Source organism: Shewanella sp. 125m-7 (assembly GCF_052977045.1).
The window spans coordinates 38,094-57,713 of sequence record NZ_JBRILQ010000032.1; the positions used below are offsets into that span (position 1 = coordinate 38,094).

General features: G+C 43.1%; 19 protein-coding genes and 1 pseudogene. 14 read left to right on the plus strand and 6 right to left on the minus strand.

What is annotated here, in order from left to right:
• Positions 1-52: 52 nt before the first annotated feature.
• On the minus strand, positions 53-937 hold the full coding sequence (locus ACVBIL_RS14655) for a 1,4-dihydroxy-2-naphthoate polyprenyltransferase (RefSeq protein WP_447167711.1): 885 nt from the start codon (positions 935-937) through the stop codon (positions 53-55).
• Positions 938-1,276: 339 nt separating this feature from the next.
• Between ACVBIL_RS14655 and ACVBIL_RS14660 the strand changes: the two genes are divergently transcribed.
• The 6 genes from ACVBIL_RS14660 (at position 1,277) to ACVBIL_RS14685 (ending at position 5,570) form a co-directional block, all read left to right on the plus strand.
• On the plus strand, positions 1,277-2,212 hold the full coding sequence (locus ACVBIL_RS14660) for an SDR family NAD(P)-dependent oxidoreductase (protein WP_447167712.1): 936 nt from the start codon (positions 1,277-1,279) through the stop codon (positions 2,210-2,212).
• 462 nt (positions 2,213-2,674) lie between these two features.
• Positions 2,675-3,541 (plus strand): acyl-CoA thioesterase II, encoded by an 867-nt coding sequence (gene tesB / locus ACVBIL_RS14665; protein WP_447167713.1) that lies wholly within the window; start codon positions 2,675-2,677, stop codon positions 3,539-3,541.
• Between the two features lie 40 nt (positions 3,542-3,581).
• Entirely contained in the window at positions 3,582-3,980 is a 399-nt protein-coding gene (locus ACVBIL_RS14670; RefSeq protein ID WP_447167714.1) for a YbaY family lipoprotein, read from the plus strand.
• A gap of 139 nt (positions 3,981-4,119) precedes the next feature.
• The gene (locus tag ACVBIL_RS14675) at positions 4,120-4,728 is read left to right on the plus strand and encodes a nucleotidyltransferase family protein (protein ID WP_447167715.1); all 609 of its coding nucleotides are present in this window, start codon (positions 4,120-4,122) and stop codon (positions 4,726-4,728) included.
• Positions 4,729-4,880: 152 nt separating this feature from the next.
• Positions 4,881-5,087, plus strand: a complete 207-nt coding sequence (locus ACVBIL_RS14680; protein WP_447167716.1) for a hypothetical protein — start codon at positions 4,881-4,883, stop codon at positions 5,085-5,087.
• A gap of 228 nt (positions 5,088-5,315) precedes the next feature.
• Positions 5,316-5,570, plus strand: coding sequence for a hypothetical protein (locus tag ACVBIL_RS14685; RefSeq protein ID WP_447167717.1), 255 nt, complete (start codon positions 5,316-5,318; stop codon positions 5,568-5,570).
• 99 nt (positions 5,571-5,669) lie between these two features.
• On the opposite strand, the gene ACVBIL_RS14690 is transcribed toward ACVBIL_RS14685, so the two are convergent.
• The gene (locus ACVBIL_RS14690; RefSeq protein ID WP_447167718.1) at positions 5,670-6,560 is read right to left on the minus strand and encodes a radical SAM protein; all 891 of its coding nucleotides are present in this window, start codon (positions 6,558-6,560) and stop codon (positions 5,670-5,672) included.
• Between the two features lie 134 nt (positions 6,561-6,694).
• Entirely contained in the window at positions 6,695-7,507 is an 813-nt protein-coding gene (locus ACVBIL_RS14695; RefSeq protein ID WP_447167719.1) for an enoyl-CoA hydratase/isomerase family protein, read from the minus strand.
• A 134-nt stretch (positions 7,508-7,641) separates the two neighbouring features.
• On the opposite strand from ACVBIL_RS14695, the gene ACVBIL_RS14700 reads away from it, so the two are divergent.
• Positions 7,642-8,586, plus strand: a complete 945-nt coding sequence (locus ACVBIL_RS14700) for a LysR family transcriptional regulator (RefSeq protein ID WP_447167720.1) — start codon at positions 7,642-7,644, stop codon at positions 8,584-8,586.
• Positions 8,587-8,918: 332 nt separating this feature from the next.
• On the opposite strand, the gene ACVBIL_RS14705 is transcribed toward ACVBIL_RS14700, so the two are convergent.
• Both ACVBIL_RS14705 and ACVBIL_RS14710 read right to left on the minus strand, forming a co-directional pair.
• Positions 8,919-12,023: an efflux RND transporter permease subunit gene (locus ACVBIL_RS14705; RefSeq protein ID WP_447167721.1), complete on the minus strand. Its 3,105-nt coding sequence runs from the start codon at positions 12,021-12,023 to the stop codon at positions 8,919-8,921.
• 9 nt (positions 12,024-12,032) lie between these two features.
• Entirely contained in the window at positions 12,033-13,136 is a 1,104-nt protein-coding gene (locus tag ACVBIL_RS14710; RefSeq protein WP_447167722.1) for an efflux RND transporter periplasmic adaptor subunit, read from the minus strand.
• A gap of 243 nt (positions 13,137-13,379) precedes the next feature.
• Between ACVBIL_RS14710 and ACVBIL_RS14715 the strand changes: the two genes are divergently transcribed.
• The 5 genes and pseudogenes from ACVBIL_RS14715 (at position 13,380) to ompW (ending at position 16,759) form a co-directional block, all read left to right on the plus strand.
• Positions 13,380-13,838, plus strand: a complete 459-nt coding sequence (locus ACVBIL_RS14715; RefSeq protein ID WP_447167723.1) for a GNAT family N-acetyltransferase — start codon at positions 13,380-13,382, stop codon at positions 13,836-13,838.
• Positions 13,839-13,895: 57 nt separating this feature from the next.
• Complete coding sequence (locus tag ACVBIL_RS14720) at positions 13,896-14,474, plus strand: HD domain-containing protein (RefSeq protein WP_447167724.1); 579 nt, start codon at positions 13,896-13,898, stop codon at positions 14,472-14,474.
• 155 nt (positions 14,475-14,629) lie between these two features.
• Positions 14,630-15,103: pseudogene (locus ACVBIL_RS14725) on the plus strand (transposase); the annotation flags it as partial.
• A 238-nt stretch (positions 15,104-15,341) separates the two neighbouring features.
• Positions 15,342-15,533, plus strand: coding sequence for a hypothetical protein (locus tag ACVBIL_RS14730; protein ID WP_447167725.1), 192 nt, complete (start codon positions 15,342-15,344; stop codon positions 15,531-15,533).
• Between the two features lie 575 nt (positions 15,534-16,108).
• Positions 16,109-16,759, plus strand: coding sequence for an outer membrane protein OmpW (gene ompW / locus ACVBIL_RS14735; RefSeq protein ID WP_447167731.1), 651 nt, complete (start codon positions 16,109-16,111; stop codon positions 16,757-16,759).
• 77 nt (positions 16,760-16,836) lie between these two features.
• On the opposite strand, the gene ACVBIL_RS14740 is transcribed toward ompW, so the two are convergent.
• Positions 16,837-17,610, minus strand: coding sequence for an SDR family NAD(P)-dependent oxidoreductase (locus tag ACVBIL_RS14740; protein ID WP_447167726.1), 774 nt, complete (start codon positions 17,608-17,610; stop codon positions 16,837-16,839).
• 218 nt (positions 17,611-17,828) lie between these two features.
• On the opposite strand from ACVBIL_RS14740, the gene ACVBIL_RS14745 reads away from it, so the two are divergent.
• Both ACVBIL_RS14745 and metA read left to right on the plus strand, forming a co-directional pair.
• Positions 17,829-18,230 (plus strand): YbaY family lipoprotein, encoded by a 402-nt coding sequence (locus tag ACVBIL_RS14745; protein ID WP_447167727.1) that lies wholly within the window; start codon positions 17,829-17,831, stop codon positions 18,228-18,230.
• 72 nt (positions 18,231-18,302) lie between these two features.
• Positions 18,303-19,250, plus strand: coding sequence for a homoserine O-succinyltransferase MetA (metA, locus tag ACVBIL_RS14750; RefSeq protein WP_447167728.1), 948 nt, complete (start codon positions 18,303-18,305; stop codon positions 19,248-19,250).
• Positions 19,251-19,620 lie beyond the last annotated feature (370 nt).

The following is a 19,620-nucleotide window of genomic DNA, read 5'->3' on the forward strand; positions in this document are numbered from 1 at the left end:
CTATCATTCGATAGGCTTTTTAGTTTTTAGCTATGGCTGATCACGCTTGAAGTTAACCTATCCAAATATCGGCCAATAGACCGATGCTAAACAACACGCTGAAAATCATAGTAAGTTTAGCTGTGCGTCCAAGTAATGGGTTTAGCGCAGCGCCTGTAACTTCATTAAAGTCACGGCTTAGTGTTCTTGCCATAATGAAAGATAACCCAGCTAAAAGTACGGGTAAACCAGGCAAGGCCCCCATAAAGAAACCGCTAATAATGATTGCAAACGGCAAGAACACAAAACTTTGATAGAAGATGCGAGATTGCTCTAAACCGATGCGGACCGCTAAGGTTTGTTTACCCGCTTTAATATCGGTTTCCATATCTCGAGTATTATTCACTAGCATAATTGCCGCGTTTAGAAAGCCGATGGCGCTGCCTAATAACCATGCGCTGGTTGCCGTTTCACCCGCTTGCAAAAAGTAACTTCCAACAACAGCGACTAAGCCAAAAAACACAAACGCCGCGACTTCACCTAAACCATGGGAAGCCAGTGGATAAGGACCGCCACTATAGCCAAGGGCGCCAAGTATCGCAGCTGCAGCTAAAAAGGCGATCGGTAGACCGCCATGGTAGATAAGCAAAGAACCAACGAGTAATGCCAGTACCAAACATAAAGTCATTGCATTGCGTACAGCCGTAGGGCTTAACAAGCCACTTTGGGTAACACGTACAGGGCCGACACGTTCTTCAGTGTCGACGCCACTTTTAAAATCGAAATAATCGTTAGCCAAGTTGACGGCAATTTGTAATAGCAGGGCGCAGAGCATCGAAATAACAGCGATAAAAAAGCTGAATTGCTCAAGGTGCAGTGCGAGTACGTTACCAACCAGCAGTGGTCCAATCGCCGCAGGCAAGGTGCGAGGGCGGATGGCAAGTATCCAAGGGTTCATGATTTATATTTACTTACAGAGGTTTACGTCAAGCGAGGATGACATAAAGGTAAAAAAAGTGGCCATAGCATAGCAAATTTAACAACTCGTAAAAAGTGGATTTTATCGACTCAAAAGTGGTCAGCTTAACAAATTGCTCTGCATTATCATTTTTAGGTTTGGAGGATTGAAAAATTTTGAACTAGCGCACATCTGTTAGGCAGGAGTGTATGCAATATTACATCTCTAGAGTGAACTCAATAATGTGAGCTGTAATCCACACTTTGGATATACAACTGCTTTTAGAGCAGTCAACGACTACATTTGTAATGAACCAAATTTTTTTAGGGATCGATAACTATGCGTTTTGAGGGACAAGTCGCCATAGTGACAGGCGCGGCATCGGGCTTAGGTCGAGCCTATGCTATCGCCTTAGCTGAGCGAGGAGCTAGAGTTGTTTTAGTCGATAATGAAACAACTCAAACAAAGGATGTTAGCTCAAGTGAGACGCTAAATTTAGAGCCTGATTCGGGGCTAAAGACGTGCGGTGATGCCATTGCCGCTATAGGTGCTGAGTTTAAGCCTTTTACATTAGATGTTACTTGCACTGATGATATCGACAAGATGATTGAAGAGGTTATTCAAAGCTGGGGGCGAGTTGATATCCTTATCAATAATGCTGGGATCCATCATCCCTGTGCGTTTGAGCAACTGAGTGCATCAAACTGGAAGCATCATTTAGATGTCGATCTCAACGGTACTTTTTATATGACCCAGGCCGTTTGGCCGATAATGAAACGCCAAGGTTATGGGCGCGTGGTGATGAGTAGTGCCAGCTCAGTCTATGGTGATATGTATGAAACCAGTTTCAGTGCTAGCAAAATGGCCGTTATGGGCTTGGTCAATAGCTTACACCTTGAAGGTGCCGAATATGGGATCTGTGTTAACAGTATCATTCCCCACGCTGTTACCCCGATGACCGCAGATCATTTAGCGCCAGCCGTAAGACCGCTATTTTCTAAAACCACGGTCACAGCCACTGTGTTGTACCTTTGCAGCTCTAAAAGTCCTTCAGGACAACACTTATTAGCCGCCGCTGGTGGTATTAGTCATGCCGCGTTGGTGGAGTTCTCTCCAAGTCGTTTTAAAGCGGAGGAGTGTACCCCAGAGGTGATAACTGAGCGTTGGCCAGAGATTTATCTCGCAAAACCAGTGACAGTGCACAGCAGTGGCGAAGCGCAAGTGCTAGCCTGGGCAAAAGCTTCAGCAAATCAACGTCATATACAGATAAAGTAATCCATACCGCTTAAATCATCTTGAGTTAAGGTTAAGTCTCGATCCCTTCTTAGGCTAACACTATGAATGCCTAAGTATTTTATGCATCGAAGTTAGCGTGTTCATCAGCCTAGGGTTAGTTTCGCTTCGGTATATACCCAAACGACTTGAACATGCTCATTTCAGAGGCCTTGCGCGAGTTCAATTTTAGGCGTATTAGCGTAGGAATGGCAACTCCCTTTTAAGCTAGTGCAACAACGAAGTGGGCTTGCGCAAAGCCTTCTTCGATGGGGTTTAATGCACTTTCTGCTGCGTTATTGATCTTGCTAAGGGAACAACCATTAACTGCAATCAACGCCTTGCTTAAAGCGCATTAAATTCCCACTGAACCCTGCATCTTCAGGTGGCTTGGGTATAAAGCTGGCGAGGTGAGGGGAACTTGAGTTAAGCTTAATGCCATTATTAGTCGGGTTTTAGGTTGCAATGAGTCAAGTATTAGATGATCTGTTAGCGTTACTTTCTTTAGAGCAGATAGAAGAAGGGCTGTTTCGTGGGCAAAGCCAAGACTTAGGCTTTGGGCATGTATTTGGTGGCCAAGTCATGGGCCAAGCCTTAAGCGCAGCAAAACAAACTGTCAGCCCTGACCGTAAAGTTCACTCGTTACATTCATACTTTTTGCGTGCCGGTGATGAGAAGCTTCCCATTGTCTACGATGTCGAAATCATGCGTGACGGTGGCAGTTTTAGTGCGCGAAGAGTCAAAGCCATTCAAAAAGGTCGGCCAATCTTCTATATGACCTGCTCTTTTCAAACCCATGAAGCGGGTTATGACCATCAAGCTGTGATGCCCGATGTTCCAGGTCCAGAAGGTTTACTTAACCAACAAGAATTAGCGATGACGCTGCGTGATAAAGTGCCATCGAGAGTGCTTGAAAAATTTATGGCTGATACACCAATCGAGATGCGCTTGGTTAATCCTAGTGATCCCATAGCGCCTAAAGCATCTGAGCCGGCTCGGCATGTTTGGATCCGTGCTAACGGTCAAGTGCCAGACAATTTAAGTGTTCATGATTACCTACTCGCGTACGCCTCTGACTTTAACTTTTTGGTCACCGCAGCGCAGCCACATGGCGTATCGTTTTTGACGCCAGGAATGCGTATGGCGACCATAGATCATGCTATGTGGTTCCACCGCCCATTCGATTTAAGTCAGTGGTTGCTCTATAGCATAGATAGCCCAAATGCCAGCGGCGGGCGTGGTTTTGTAAGGGGGCAATTCTTTAACCAACAAGGCGAATTAGTGGCGTCAGCCACGCAAGAAGGCCTTATTCGCATGACAACGAAAGCTTAACCGTTACGCAAGATACACTTTTATCAATAGGATAAGTAAAATGATTTCATTAATGAAAAAGAGTGTCGCGCTCTTATGTATATTGGTACTCACAGCTTGTGTAACCGTTGTAGATAAGCCGCCTGTCGTGGTTAACGGTGCTGCGGGGTATCTTGAAAAGTTACCACTGCCTCAAGGTAGCTCGATTACTATCGCAATTATCGACTTAGATACCCCTGGTGTGATTGTCGCGCAAAAGAGTTTTGATATTGTCAGAGCACCAGTACCATTTAAGTTTCTACTGCCAGCTGAGACTATTGACGACAGCATTCATTATGGCGTGGTTGCGATGATCCAATATCAAGGAAAAGTGATTTTCCAGACTTACGATCGCTTCCCTGTGATCAATAACAATAAGTACACCACAGAGGTGTTGATGAAGGCCGTGCCAGCGCCTTAAATCAATCCCACAGGAAAAGGAGCTAAGGCTCCTTTTTTGTTGCCTAAAATAGGCTGTTTCGACTCGGAATTGAGATTGCTTGAATTAAGCTCAAGAAGCCATGTAACTGCTTTTTTAACATTTTTAAAGAGAGTAACGTTTGACCAATACAATAGACTTTGAAAAGCAAATAAAGCTCTGGCTACTTGAAGATGAGTACCGACTCAATGCGCTCGGCATTGCCGAGCAGCTTAAGTTAAACGATTGGATGCTGGCGGCAGGGTTTGTCCGCAACTTAGTTTGGGATAAGGTGCATGGATTGAAAACGCCGCTTAATGATATCGACCTTATTTATTTTGATACCAGCGATCTATCGCCTGATAAAGATATTGGGTTAGAGGCAGAGCTGAAGCGTATTGCGCCTAAGTATCCATGGTCAGTTAAGAATCAAGCAAGAATGCATCTACGAAACCAGCATCAAGAATATGCATCGAGCCTTGATGCAATGAGTTATTGGCCTGAAAAGCAAACGGCTGTTGGGGTGAACTGTCAATTAATAGCAAAATCATCAACATCAACAATATCCATATCAACGGGGTCACTAAGTGAGGTGTCATTGAACTTACATAGTCCGTTTGAGCTAGCTTGCCTGTTTGATCTATCTTTGCAGCACAATCCAAAAACAAAGCGTGCTTTGTTTGAACAGAGAGTGACACAAAAACGGTGGTTGGAAACCTACCCGAAGCTGCGAGATAATGGTAAGTGGTGAACTTATGAGCATACAATATGTATTTTGTTGATTTATTGTCTGACACATTAGGGCATTGTTAGAGGGCGATAATGATATCGTTTGATAGCGTTTGCGTATTAGTCGTTGCTGTTGTTCTAAATTTATTTTGCTTGTTAATGGTGGCTTACTCGATGGCCCCGTACCTTGATGCAATAAAAGAGATTAAAGGGTTAGTAAGCGCAGAGGTGAGCCATCGGCTTGATGATGTATCGATATATCTGGAGCGGTTTACTGAACTTGATTTGATCGCCACCGGTATCAACGCCGAGATGTACGAAGTGGCCGCAGAGCCAGGCAAAGTGCTCAAGCTGTGTATCAGTAAGATAGATGGTTACTAGCTGTTTGCACGCTGGTGCTTGCGCCCAGAAAATCAAGAAAACCCCCATATTCCAACCACCCATCGTGAAGATACCGTTGAATTGAGCAGCGGTCGCGTGGTGCGTTTTTACGTGATGGAGCGCCTTGAAGATATCAGCGATATTGGTACCGGTCCCACTCGTCCCAGCCATTTTCACTATGATGACTTTGGGTGAAGTTTAGGCAAACTTTAGGCAAACTTGCGTACCATGACCATGACCATGACATCTGCCGATCCACAGAAGCCCTTTACCGATGAGGTTTCAAGTGTCGATGAATTTGGTGAGCAGATCCAAGAGCCTCGTTCGCACTTTTATATGAATTCCGCTGAGCGCAAGCCTGTCTTGATTGACGATAACATCATTGATGATCACTGGGTGATGGACTTGCATGGCGGTAACTATATGCTCCGAGGCGACATCATTGTGATTGCCGACCCCATCTCTCATAAATATGCCTGTTGATTCACACTAATTGGCTATCAAATTCATAATAAAAAGGGCTGATTATCAAGCCCTTTTTTGTGTCGAATAGGCATTACTTTGACGTTAAAATCTCTGACGTTAAAATCGGCCACAGTAAGCTTTACCTATTAAGCTTTCATCTTTGTTGTCTAAGTACTTATTGATAGATGCTAGCATTTTAAGTTTATCATCTTTAAGTAAGCCTTTTATCGGCAATAAATTAGATGCGTGAGTACCATCAATATATAAGTCTGGTAGCTCAATATGTTCCAGCAACATCTTCATCTCTTCTAGTACTTCATAAGGGTCGAGTAAATTAAACTCCCCCTTGGCAACTTGCCTACATAAAGCAGTCCCTTCAATGGCAACTGTGGTTAATGTGCCCAGCAGGTAAGGCTTCATCTGATTGATTAATGTTGCCGTTTCTTTTATGTGAGTCTGCGATATGTCACCACGTCCTCCTATACCAATCATTACCATTGCGACTAGTTTGATGCCTGCAGCAACAATATTACGGCCAGCGACAAGCATCTCTTCGGCGCTAACGCCTTTACGAATCATACTGAGTACTTCATCTGAACCGGATTCAACCCCTAAATAGGTCATAGTGAGTCCAGCTTGTCTTAATTGTATTAACTCTTCTTCAGTCTTACTCAGTGTACTTTGTGGACCAGCATAAGTACTGACATGGCTTAAGTTTGGAAATGCTGAGTATAGCTCAGCTAGTATTTCTAATAGCATATTAGTAGGCAGTGAAATAGCATCACCATCACTTAAGAATACTCTTTCAATCTTGTTAATATTGACGCCAAAAGCACGTTTTGCCATCTGAATATCTTCTATCAGTTCACCGATATCCCTTGCACGGTAGCGCACGTCTTTGTACATAGAGCAGTAAGTGCACTTGTTGTAAGAGCAGCCTATTGTGCATTGCAGTATGTAGGCGTCCGCCTCTTGTGGTGGACGATAAATATTACCTTCGTATCTCACTTTTACCTTTACTTAACCGGTTTACGGCTATCTAATTATTTAATAACGTTTTTTATTAATTTAAAATGTAAATAATATGGCAGCCATAGATGTGTTTATAGCTGCCCATACTAGATGAGCATCTAGCCATTGAATTATTTGGCAAGCTCTGCTGCCGTATCGACAAAGATCCCTTGAATATCTTTTGCTTCACGGTCAGTTTGTCCACCATGCTTGATAAATGCATCTATGATGGCTTGTGTTTTATTCTCTTTTGCACGTTCTAGAAAATAGCGTAGCTCTAACTCGGCGCCAGCATCTTCATCTATTATTGATGCCGCGATAATCTCTTTGTACATCACAATATTACGAATTTCTAACGAGCTAATAACGCCAAGTACCTGGGCTAAGAAGCCATCCATCTCGGCTTTGGGAACATACTGAGTAATGATATTTAATGCTTCAGCTTGTTGAGCTGTGAAGTCATTACCTAATAATAAGGCCTGTAGTGCTTTGTTTTTGCCCATCCTGCGAGCATACTGCACTGCGCCTTGGCCACCTGTAGGGATGTTTACATGGATTTCAGGTTGAGCAAATACAGCATTTTCTGTTGCATAAGCCAAATCACAGGCCATCACAAATTCATCCCCACCGCCGCGAGCGACGCCATCTACCACGGCAACAGAAAGCTGCTTCATGGCTTTAATGTTGGTGATCATGTGATTAAACTCAATCGATGCAGCTTGACCAGCAGGCGTACCGTTGATTACATGCAGATCTAAGTGAGCTAAAAAGAACAGTGGGTGGAGCGATTTAAACACCACTATTTTAGTATCACGGTCATATTTTAACGATAAAACAAAGGCGTTAACTTCGTTGATCAAATCACTGGTAATTACATTCGATGGTGGATTATTGATGCTAACAGTGGCTATGCCTTCGCTGTGGCTAATTGATAACGTGCTCATAATATCTTCCTCATGATTTAGTCGGCTCGGTTTGTTTAAGCCATTAAAGTGTAGCTACTATAAAGTTGTTATAAGCTAAGAAAAATACGTAAACTGGCACTTGATTGGTGCTAAAAATGCAACAAAGAGGGTGTATGGATTTTCCAAGTCGATTATTACTGCTGCTTGAAGTCGCTGAACTGGGCTCATTTAGTAAGGTGGCCGAACAAAGAAATGTTGATAGATCTGTTATCTCTAAACAGATCAGCCGACTTGAGCATGAACTAGGGGTGCATTTGCTAAATCGCACCACACGCTCACTCTCTTTAACCGCAGTGGGTCATGAAATGGTGAACCAAGCAAAATCATTGCGTACTTTGTTAAATGACTCCCATCGATTGGCACAGTATTATCATTCTGAACCCAAAGGCGTACTGCGGATCACCAGCTCGACCTTGTTTGGTCGTCAACATGTACAGCAAGCAGTGTTGGTTTTTCAGCAACAATATCCCGATGTTGATATTGAACTGCGTTTAGAAGATAGGCTCATCGATATGGTTGGTGAGGGGTTTGATATTGGCTTTCGTATTGGCAAACCAAAAGACTCAAACCTGATTACTAGAAAGATTGCGCGAAACCGGCTATTGATTGTGGCCGCTCCAGAGTTCATCAAAAAACACGGTGAAATAAAGACGCTTGAACAACTAGAGGCTTTACCCGCTGCGGTTTACGCCGCTCCTGGGTTGCTTATTGATAAGTTCTCTTATCTTGATGCCAGCAAGGAAACAAAACAGCTGCAATTGAATGTGGTTTATAAAGTTAATGATGTTGAAATGATCACCAAAACGGCTGTCGCGGGCAATATGCTGGCTGTGGTTACAGCGCAGATGATTGAGAACGAAATTCTCGAGGGGAAGCTTGTTCCAATAATGACTGAGCTACATTTAAACGATCTAGGTACGTTTTATGCGGTGTATCCGCATCGAGACGCTCCCATCAAAACTAAATTATTTATTAACACGCTTAAAGCCATCATTGGAGAAGAGGTGCCAATATGGGAAAAGAAAATTCCCAACTTTGATAAAATGTATGGGCATTGAGCAAGCTGTTAACACCCTCATTTTTAGCTTAGCCTGTAGCAAATTTGCTTGCCTTTGAATGAGTTTTTACTCACGGAGTGACTCATCAAGTTGTCGTGCTATTTGAGTGTTGATGCTCAAATTTCGGTTTAAAATCTGGCTAGGGTTTTGCTATTTAAGTCTTGTTATTTAAGCCTTTGTATTTAAGTCTTTGTATTGGTTTTTGTATTGGCCTTTTGTGTTTTATATTTTTTTTGGGGAGGGTATTTTTAGTATGCCGCCAAGCCCTTTACCATTGCTATCGTTACTCACAATGGTAAAAGGGGGGGCATTAATTTGGCATTAATTTGGAATTAGTGCGGTGTTAGCTGAGCGTCATCGCTTATATTGCTTTGCTGCTCATCAAGCCCTTCATGAAACTTGTGATTACTCGCGATATAGGTGTACATCACGGGCAGAACAAACAACGTGAACAGTGTTCCTACCGCAAGTCCTGCAACGATCACTAAACCGATATTGTAGCGCGAAGCAGCGCCCGCTCCGCTGGCAAACAATAATGGAATTAACCCTGCAATCATGGCAGACGTAGTCATAAGAATCGGGCGAAGTCTCACTGTGGCAGCTTCAATGATGGCATCATGTTTTGAAGCGCCTTTAAGTATTTGCTCCTCTTTGGCGACTTCACACATTAAAATGCCGTGCTTGGTTATCAGTCCAACCAGTGTAATTAACCCCACTTGTGAGTATATATTAAGTGATGTTTCACCTGATACATGTGTCCACCCTAGGGCGATTAACGCGCCGCTAATTGCGAGAGGCACGGTGAACATAATGACTAATGGGTCGCGTACACTTTCAAATTGACTGGCTAAAACCAAAAAGATGATGGCAAGAGCGAGGGCGAAAGTAACATACAAAGAGCTACCTTCTTCGACGAATTGGCGTGCTTCCCCCATAAAGGTGTATGTATAGCCCGGAGGTAAATCTGTTTTTGCCAATTGGTCGAAATAAGCAATCGCATCACCCATTGCGACATTAGGAGCCGGCACAGCTTCAATCGATATGGAGTTCATTTGATTGAAATGGGGTAAGGACTTAGCATTACCATTGACGCTATAGCTGACTAAGCTAGATAAGGGGATAGCTGTGCCATTTTGCGCGGTGACATAAAACTGGTCAATTAACTTAGGGTTGGCCCTATAGACGCGATCCACTTGGGGAATAACCTCGTAAGAGCGACCATCAATATTAACCCTGTTAATGTAGCCGCCACCCATCATTGTACCGAGTGTCGAGCCTATTTCCTGCATGGTAACCCCGTAAGCTCCTGCAGCCTCACGGTCAATTTTTAGTTGTACCAAGCCTGAATCATATTTTAGGTTCAAATCGGTATAAACAAGCAGTGGACTCTTCTTTGCTTTTTCCAATAATTTATTACCAATGCTATAGAGAGTTTCAAAGCTTGCAGGGCTAGTGATAACAAACTGAATAGGTAAGCCGCCAGACGCCCCTGGAAGTGAAGGCATTTGGTAAGCGGTGGCGGTAATCCCTGGGATTTTTTTGGCTTGTTTATTAACGTTTGCTGAGATCTGCTTTTGGCTTAGCGCTCTATCACTCCAAGGTACAAGTGGAGCGATAGCTAGCCCTTGACTCGTTGTAGGAACTCCAACTAATGCTAATGATGCCTCTACTTGTGGCTGCTTGGAGATAATCTGGTTAATGAGCTCCATATTGGCTTGGATATAGTCATTATTCGATGTTGATGGTGTTGAACCTATCACTACCACAACCCCTTGATCTTCATCCGGTGCCAGTTGAGAAGGAATGAAACTAAATATGATGGGCAGGGATACGAGCACGATGAGTGCAAAAAATGCCATTGCACGCCTATGATCAAGTACCGCAAGCAACGTTTTGTGATAGCGTGCGGTTAAGCCACCGAGCACTCGTTCAACAGTCTCTTCAAACTTGCTCGGTTGAGAGTGTGGTTTGAGCATCTTTGAGCACATCATGGGCGAAAGAGTCAGTGCGACAAAGCCTGAAATCACCACAGAACCTGCTAGCGTGAGGGCGAATTCTTTAAATAGCGAACCTGTAACGCCGCCCATTAATGCAATCGGCGCATAAACGGCTGCTAATGTGATGGTCATGGATATAACGGGCACAGCGATTTCTCGCGTCGCAACCAACGCTGCTTCTAAAGGTTTTGCCCCCATTTTGATATGCCTATCTACATTTTCCACCACCACAATAGCATCATCAACCACCAGACCTATCGCTAATACCATGGCGAGTAATGTCATGAGGTTAATAGAAAAACCAAATACTTGCATTACAGCCATCACGCCAATTAAAGACAGTGGGATAGTGATAATCGGAATGATAACCGCACGGAAGGAACCAAGAAAAAGTAGGATGACCACAATGACAATAGCAGCGGCTTCTGCGATGGTTTTTACCACTTCATTAATCGAGTCTGTAATGGCTAGCGTAGAGTCATAGATTAGCGTCGATTGAATGGTAGTCGGGAGGTTTTTTTCAATCAAAGTAAACTGCGTACGTATTCCTGCGGCAACATCAAGTGGATTCGCTGTCGGAGTGGCATTAATACCAATAATCACGGCTTCTCGACCGTTAGCGAGCGCACGAGTGCTGTCACTGCTTTTTCCAAGGCTGATATCAGCCACATCTTGTAGCTGTACAATTTGGCCACTATCACTTTTAATGACTAATTTTTTTAGCCCGTCAACGGTGTCGACTTGACTATCAATTGTGCCATTTAAAATGGTGAAACTACTATTAAACTGACCGACTGCTGATTGGTAGTTATTTTGTTGTAAAACACTGATTAAATCGGCTGTGGTAAGGTTATATTGCCCCAGTTTTATTGGGTTCGGCCATATTCGGAGTGCGAAGGGGGTACCGCCCATCATTTGAATGTTGGAGACACCGTTAACGGTTGATAGCTGAGGGTTTACAACTCTTTCAAGGTAATCGACGATTTGACTGGAGTCGAGTTCTTTACTGAAAAAAGAGATATACATGATGGAGGTAGTCGCCCCTGTCGATGAGGTGACCGAAGGATTATAGGCCTCTTTCGGCAATTGGTTCGTTACCGAGTTGATTTGTGATAATACATTTGCCAGCGCCTCTTCAGGGTTGGTGTTGAGCACCATATTTAGGATAATAGTCGAGGTGCCAAGTTGGCTTGATGAGGTCATAAAATCAAGATTGTCTACTTGAGATAGGGCCTGCTCTAAGGGTTGAGTGATAAAGCCCTCAATTAATTCGGCATCGGCGCCAGGATATGGCGTCGTTACTGTAATGACGGTATTGGTCATCTCTGGATATTGTCTGACCTGCAGATCTTTTATCGCATTGAGGCCAAGAATAAAGAGTAAAATGCTCAGTGAAGCCGCCATGACAGGGCGATGAATAAAAGTGTCGGTGAAATTCATATGTCGCTCCTACAGCTTCGGCATTTTATCTGGAAGCGAAATTGGGTTCGGTGTTACGCTGACTTTAGTATTATTACCAAGATTGAGAATACCGGTTGTCACAACGTCTTGATCAAATTTTAAGGCGCCTTTAACTAACGCGTAGTTACCGTTTCTTTGTAATACTTCAACGGTGACCTGTTTAACTCGGGTGTCATCACCTTGCTTATCGATTACAAATACAGAGTTACCATATAAAGCAAATACAATGGCTGTCTGCGGCAGAACAAATTGCTGATCGAGATTACTTAAGGCAACACTGACTTCGGCGAACATGCCACCTCGCAATGTTTGATCATCATTGGGCAACTGTGCCTGAATCATCACTAAGCCCGTTTTATAATTGATTACAGGTTCAATCGCGTTAATTTTTCCTGAGTATATGCGTTCAGGGTAGGGGTCTACGGTTAATGTAATCGCTTGACCAACACTCAGTTTACCTAGTTGAGACTGAGGGACGCTGAAGCGAACTCGCATTACCGATAAGTCTTCTAGGCGAACAATATCGGTGCCAGTTGAAAGGAATTGTCCAAGGTTGATATTTCTAATCCCAAGTACGCCATTAAATGGCGCTTTGATTTGACGAAGTTCAATATTAGCTTGAAGACTTTCAATGTTGGCTTGCAGTGCTTCGTATTTCGCTTGAGCAGCCTGCAAACTTTGCTGTGATATAGATTTGTCTCGGTAGAGTCTGAGCTGTCTGTTGTAATCATCTCTCACTGCGGGTAGTTGGACTTGTTGCTCCTTTAGCTGTGCCGCTTGCACTGATGAATTGATACTGACCAAGGTGGTATTGGCTTTGGCGTTATCGCCATTTTCAAAATTAATAGCAGTGACCAAACCCGCCACTTCATTAGAAATATCGACCCCTTGGTTAGGCTCAATATAACCAATAGCTTTAATGTTTTGATCCCAAGTATTAGGGGTTAATTTCTCTATGGTAACGGGATAGATTGGTTCAGGGAGATTGGCGAGAGTGGTCGCTATTTTCTTATTAACAAAAAGATTAAAACCAATCACGCTCCCAAAGGCTAGTACGGCAACGGTGACTATGCCTATTACCCATTTGTTCATATCCTAATCTCCAGTAGTAAAGTGTTTTTATTAACAATAAATATAGTGACTCAACTAAACATAGGATTAATTAATAAGACCAGCAACATTATAGCTATGATTTAAGTACGATTGACTCAGTGAATTTGCTTATTAAGCGATAGCTATCTCTTTATAATCATGATTTAGTCGTTGCAGGAAGAGCATTTTTCAGGGGAATAGCATCTTTTCAGGGGATAGCGCAAAGTAATGCGTGGGAGCTAATTGCTTGGGGATTTAGACAAAAGGAAATTTGAATTGAAAGTGGAAATAACACGCAAAGATAAGCTATCTGATAACGAACAGCAGACTATTTGGGATGGAATTGAACGTTTTACGCAACCAATTGTAGGTAATACCGGACGCTATGAGCTGTCTTTTTTGCTTCATGACCAAGATGGTAAATTAAAAGGCGGCGTACAAGGTAATTTTGACAACTTCGGCTGGCTTTGGATTGACTCATTATGGGTGGCAAAGAGTCTTAGAGGGTTAGGCTATGGGATTGAGCTATTAACTCGTATTGAAGCCGAGGCGAGCAAAAATGGAGCGAGTCATTCTCACTTAACAAGTTTTAGTTATCAAGCTGCTGACTTTTATATCAAGCAGGGGTATGAAGTTTTTGGGGAGCTTGAAAATTACTCCCAAGGACACAGCCGTTATTGGCTGAAGAAAAGCTTCGCATAACTAGGATATTTGCTGAGATATTATCCCGACAGGTTAATAAAATATTGGAGATGGATTTTGAACGATATTGAACAAATTCTCAATTTTGTTATTGAACTTGAGAAACTAAAAGATGTGCAGCGTAAGACTCGGCCAGTAGGTTTACAGCGCTATGAAAACTCTGCAGAGCATTCTTGGCATGTATGTCTTACTGCATTGATACTAAAGGACTATGCTAACGAGCCCGTGGATATTGATCGTGTTATAAAGATGCTACTTATCCACGATGTGGGAGAGATTGATGCAGGCGATACCATTATCTATGCCAGTGAAACTCCTGAATTGAAGGCAAAGGAGGAAGCTGGGGTAACGCGTATATTCGGCTTGTTGCCTCAAGGGCAGGCTGAGCAATACTTGGCATTGTGGCGTGAGTTTGAAGCGGGGAATACGGCGGATGCTAGATTTGCTAAGGCTATCGACCGAGTTCCGCCATTACTGCACAATCTTCATGGTGATGGTCATAGCTGGAAAGAGAATGATATTGCTAAAGAGCAAGTGCTGAATGTGAACAGTCGAATTGGTAAAGGCAGTAGAAAGCTTTGGTCTGTGCTTGAAACTAAGCTTCATGGCGCAATTGAGACGGGTATGCTGAAATAGCCTGTGCTATTAGATCTTAGAAACAGTGACAGCCGAGACTGTAACTAACTTTGTGTCACTGCTTATCAAACTGTAGTCTAAAAAGAGTCAAGGATAGGCAGATACTCATGAACAAAAAAGATATTGAGGCTTTTGCTCAATAAGCGGCTAAAAGCATTAAAACACCTGAAGACTTAAATCAATTTAGTCAGATGCTCAAAAAAATCACTGTAGAGGCCGCCCTTAATGCTGAGATGGATGAGCATCTTGGTTATGAGAAACGCCCCCCATCAACCTCACCTAATAGCCGTAACGGTAAAACGAGCAAACGGATCTAGACCGAAGATGGTCAGCTCGAGCTTAATACCCCACGTGAGCGTGATGGTGGTTTTGAACCCCAATTAGTCAAAAAGCAGCAATCTAGATTGACCTCTATGGATGAAAAAATCCTGTGGTTCTACTCTCAAGGCGCGAGCACTCGTGATATCGTCCAAGCTTTTGATGAATGACAAATCCGCCCTCTAGATGCTATTTATCCCGTTGTTTATCCAGATTGTATCGTCATTAAAATCCGCCAACATAAGCGAGTTATCAGGAAGTCGATTTTCCTTGTTCTAGGCATTAATCTTGACGGCCATAAGGAGTTATTGGAAGAGAATTTAGGACCAGCATAACTCTTTCCAAAATGCTCATCTCACCACGAAGCGCTGCGCTTTCACGAAGAGTACGAAGCTAAAGAACAGGCACTTAAACGGCTTGAGCTATTGCCTCTCTTCGTGGTGAGCTACTTTTGTCAACATGTGGTGCGGCATTGACTAATGGTATGGGGGCGGTGGCTTGATCTTTACTAACATGTTAGTGTGCTGGTTTTGATGAAAGGAATCACCAATGAAAACAAACTTATTATCTAAATCGAGTGATTACTTTATCGGATCGTTTGTCATGTTTTTAGGCCTGCTTTATAACCTTGTAGAGCAAGATCTTTTTGGCTCAACGGCCTTTTTGCTTTCAACGGTCATATTTCTATTGATTGGCTTTATCAAATACCGAGCCTCAAAACGTTACAGTAGCGCTGGCTAGATATGTCATTTCATTTGCGCGCTTATGGTTCCAGATTTTTATAGCTCATCCCTCGAGATTGTCATTTGACATTGTCACTCGGGTCACGGTTTATTTCGGTTTAGTTTGTTTCTGGTCGCTATTATTAAGGCTGTGCCTTAAGTTTTTTATTTAGTCAATCAGCTGAAAAATCCACACACTTCTAAAACTGCATATTTGCTTATGTAAGCATTGAATAGCAACGACTTGTTGCGAGTCCACTTATTTATCAAGCCCCCTCAATATTGTTATTACCCATATTTGATCTTTAGTGATAATCGAACTGTAAAAGTACGTTAATTAATTGTGTCCACAAGCAATGTATACCTCTGAGTGTAAAGTGATCAAAGCGTGCTTTTCTCACAAATATCAAAGGTGCAATGTCTATATGTGTTTGATTAGTGTGATCCAGATCGGTTTAATCTATATCTAAGTGGGTATCTCGGTTGTGAGTTGATTTAGATCAAGTTTTGAGTGCTGATGTTCTGGCAGGATGAACGCAATTGTAAGGATATTGATAATAAAAGCAGCATATCATGTTGTATTGATGGAGTAATATAATGAACAAAAGTATCGTTTCTGGTTTGATTGCGACGGCCCTGCTCACTACTGGTTTTACCTCTTCAGCACTTGCTCACCAAGCTGGCGATATTATCGTTCGTGCCGGTGTTGCCGTAGTTGCCCCAAATGAATCTAGCCCAGTCGTTGCCGATATCGCAGAATTTAGTGTGAGCGATAATACCCAGCTTGGTTTGAACTTTGGTTATATGATCACTGATAACATAGGCATTGAGCTACTTGCTGCAACACCATTTAGTCATGATATTTCATTAGGTTCGTTAGGTAAGATCGCCGAGACTAAGCAGCTACCACCAACCTTAGTTGTTCAATATTACTTCGGGGATGCACAATCTAAACTACGTCCCTATATCGGTGCTGGTGTTAACTTCACTAATTTCTATGACAATGAGTTCACTCAAGAAGCTAAAGATTTAGGTTTGTCAGAATTGAGCTTGTCAAACTCTTGGGGAGCGGCAGCCCAAGTGGGCCTAGATTATCAAATCAATGATAGCTGGCTAATTAATGCTTCAGTTTGGTACGCACAGATCAGCACTGATGTGAAGTTTAACTTAGGCGACGCAGCGCAAAAGGTTGATACAGATATCGACCCTTGGGTTTATATGGTGAGCGTAGGTTACACTTTCTAAGATTAGCTAAGTTGGACTATCCCGCCCATTAAAAAGGAGCCATTTGGCTCCTTTTTAATGGGCGGGATAGTCTAGTATTACTTAGATTCTTTGTTAGCGGCGCGCTCAGCTTTCTTCTGTTCTTTGGTCTTCCAATGGCGAGTATTGTAAACAAACTCCGGTAAGCCTTTGGTTAACCATGCCACTAAGCGCCAGCGTTTAGTGACGTAGGCTTTACGCTTACCCGCTTTCATCGCCTTAATCACTTGACTTGCCACAACTGGCAGCGGCGATAACCAGAGGCGATTTTTCTGCATGGCCGCTTTATCTAACATGCCCAACTGGATATCGGTAATAGTGATAGGCAGCTTTAAACGCTGGGCATGCATACTTAGGCCTTCAAAGTAGTTTTGTGCATAAGCTTTAGAGGCATGATAAGCCACACTCGGGCCACCGCGCAGACCAGCAATTGAGTTAATGGCTGCAAGCTGACCATAGCCTTGATCGCGAAATAACCTAAAGGCCGTATTGCAAATGGCTGAAAAGCCTTGCACATTAACTGTGATGATATCTTGCTCTGGCTGCCAAGGCAGCTCAGGATCATAATGAGTTAAACCAGTATTGACCAATATAAGATGAGCGCCACCTAGCGAGTGCCAAACCGCATTCAAGCTACTGATGATGGCGTCAGGCTCATCAATTTGTAGCGGAAAAACTTGCACCTTAGTGGGCAAGGATTGGCTAAACTCGATAAGAGATTGTGGATCTTGTGCTAATAGGGCCAGTTCAACGCCTTCATCTGCAAGTTGTTTTGCAATTTCACGGCTGAGTAATGAGCTAGCGCCCACAATTATTGCAGTTGCTTGTGTCATATGGGTATTCGACTTCGAATAGGTAACTTATCATAGAAAGATAAGTGTATTAGAACAAGATTAATTGTCTGTTGCTGTGACAAGGATTGTGAGAACACATTTTGTTGATTGAAGGATCGGTCGTTAGTGTGTGTAAGACTTTTTAATAAACTGATATAAAATTCAAGTACGGACATATAGACTTCTAGAAGTCTTAATGTATTATTAGGAGCGTAAATATGAAACAGTGGTTTAAGCCTTTATTACCTTTAGCGGTAGCAGCAAGTATGTTGACGGGTTGTGCAACATCTAATGCAGTGGTGGAGATCCAAGGTGAGGTTTGGTACAAAGAACGCATGATGCTGCCGGAAGATGCGGTGATTACGATTCAGGTTCAGGATGTGTCTTTAGCGGATGCGCCAGCCGAAGTGATTGCAGAATTTGAGCGTAATGACGTGAGCACACCAACACCCTTTCAGTTTTTGATTAATAGAGATCAATTTGAAGACGGCCATACCTACACGATAGGGGCGCGCATTAGTCTTGACGACAAATTGATGTTTATTAACACACAATCTTACCGAATTGATTTGGACTCAAGTGAGCCAATGTCAGTTTTAGTGCAGAAGGTGGCGCGTTAAATTAATTGACTGAGAGTTAATTTAACCAGCGCGTCTCTTCTGATAGTCACTCAAATTAGAAAGAGGCGCGTTATGCCGGTTAAAATTCCCGATGATCTGCCCGCAGCAGAGATCTTGGAGTCAGAGAACATTTTCGTCATGTGCGAAACTCGGGCTGCGAATCAAGATATTCGTCCAATGAAGGTATTAATTCTGAATTTAATGCCCAATAAAATTGAGACCGAGACCCAGCTGTTACGCCTTTTAGGTAATACTCCGCTACAAGTCGATGTAGATCTGCTACGAATTCACGATAAAGCGTCTAGGCATACCTCGATTGATCACATGAATAATTTCTATCGAGATTTCGAGCAAGTACGTCAGAAAAACTACGATGGTCTAATCATCACAGGTGCGCCGCTGGGGCAAATCGAGTTTGAAGACGTATCTTACTGGGATCATATTCGTGAGATTATCGATTGGTCACAACAGCATGTTACCTCAGTCCTTTTCCTATGTTGGGCTGCGCATGCTGCGCTTTATCATCTGTTTGATTTAAACCGTTCATTGCTTACAACAAAGCGCTCTGGGGTCTTTACTCACCGTCGCACCACTGAACACTATCCCTTGCTACGTGGCTTTGATGATGAGTTTTTTGCACCACATTCACGTTTTGCTGAGATGGATATCGACAAACTCCGCGCGCATCCAGAGCTTGAGATCTTGACCGAATCTGATGAGGCTGGCGCGTATATGGTGCTCAGTAAAAATAATCGAAACCTGTTTGTAATGGGTCATCCCGAATATCAAAAGTCGACCTTGAAAGATGAATACCTGCGCGATCTCGCTCAGGGTTTAACACCTGACTTACCGCAAAACTACTTTAAAAATGATGATCCACAGCAAGAACCTATCGCGCGTTGGCATAGTCACGGTAGTTTACTGGTAAGTAATTGGCTTAACTATTATGTCTATCAGCTAACGCCATATAATCTCGATGATATGACCGGAATTACACCTTGGGAGTCTAAGGGCCACTAACAGGACAAGCTTGCACAAGGTCAGATTCTTGCCATCCCTGGCAATCTGACATAAGTGTTCCAGACACAAGGTCAGATTCTTGCCATCCATGGCAATCTGACATAAGTGTTCCAGACACAAGGTCAGATTCGTGCCATCCATGGCAATCAGACATAAGTGTCCCAGACACAAGGTCAGATTCTTGCCATCCCCGGCAATCTGACATAAGTGTTCCAGACACAAGGTCAGATTTGTGCCATCCATGGCAATCTGACATAAGTGTTCCAGACACAAGGTCAGATTCTTGCCATCCCTGGCAATCTGACATAAGTGTTCCAGACACAAGGTCAGATTCTTGCCATCCCTGGCAATCTGACATAAGTGTTCCAGA

Excerpts from the sequence above, each read along its gene's own strand:
- ACVBIL_RS14655 (WP_447167711.1), bottom strand. The coding sequence starts at position 937 with ATGAACCCTTGGATACTTGCCATCCGCCCTCGCACCTTGCCTGCGGCG.
- ACVBIL_RS14660 (WP_447167712.1), top strand. The coding sequence starts at position 1,277 with ATGCGTTTTGAGGGACAAGTCGCCATAGTGACAGGCGCGGCATCGGGC.
- tesB (WP_447167713.1), top strand. The coding sequence starts at position 2,675 with ATGAGTCAAGTATTAGATGATCTGTTAGCGTTACTTTCTTTAGAGCAG.
- ACVBIL_RS14670 (WP_447167714.1), top strand. The coding sequence starts at position 3,582 with ATGATTTCATTAATGAAAAAGAGTGTCGCGCTCTTATGTATATTGGTA.
- ACVBIL_RS14680 (WP_447167716.1), top strand. The coding sequence starts at position 4,881 with ATGGCCCCGTACCTTGATGCAATAAAAGAGATTAAAGGGTTAGTAAGC.
- ACVBIL_RS14685 (WP_447167717.1), top strand. The coding sequence starts at position 5,316 with ATGACCATGACCATGACATCTGCCGATCCACAGAAGCCCTTTACCGAT.
- ACVBIL_RS14695 (WP_447167719.1), bottom strand. The coding sequence starts at position 7,507 with ATGAGCACGTTATCAATTAGCCACAGCGAAGGCATAGCCACTGTTAGC.
- ACVBIL_RS14700 (WP_447167720.1), top strand. The coding sequence starts at position 7,642 with ATGGATTTTCCAAGTCGATTATTACTGCTGCTTGAAGTCGCTGAACTG.
- ACVBIL_RS14705 (WP_447167721.1), bottom strand. The coding sequence starts at position 12,023 with ATGAATTTCACCGACACTTTTATTCATCGCCCTGTCATGGCGGCTTCA.
- ACVBIL_RS14710 (WP_447167722.1), bottom strand. The coding sequence starts at position 13,136 with ATGAACAAATGGGTAATAGGCATAGTCACCGTTGCCGTACTAGCCTTT.
- ACVBIL_RS14730 (WP_447167725.1), top strand. The coding sequence starts at position 15,342 with ATGAAAACAAACTTATTATCTAAATCGAGTGATTACTTTATCGGATCG.
- ACVBIL_RS14740 (WP_447167726.1), bottom strand. The coding sequence starts at position 17,610 with ATGACACAAGCAACTGCAATAATTGTGGGCGCTAGCTCATTACTCAGC.
- ACVBIL_RS14745 (WP_447167727.1), top strand. The coding sequence starts at position 17,829 with ATGAAACAGTGGTTTAAGCCTTTATTACCTTTAGCGGTAGCAGCAAGT.
- metA (WP_447167728.1), top strand. The coding sequence starts at position 18,303 with ATGCCGGTTAAAATTCCCGATGATCTGCCCGCAGCAGAGATCTTGGAG.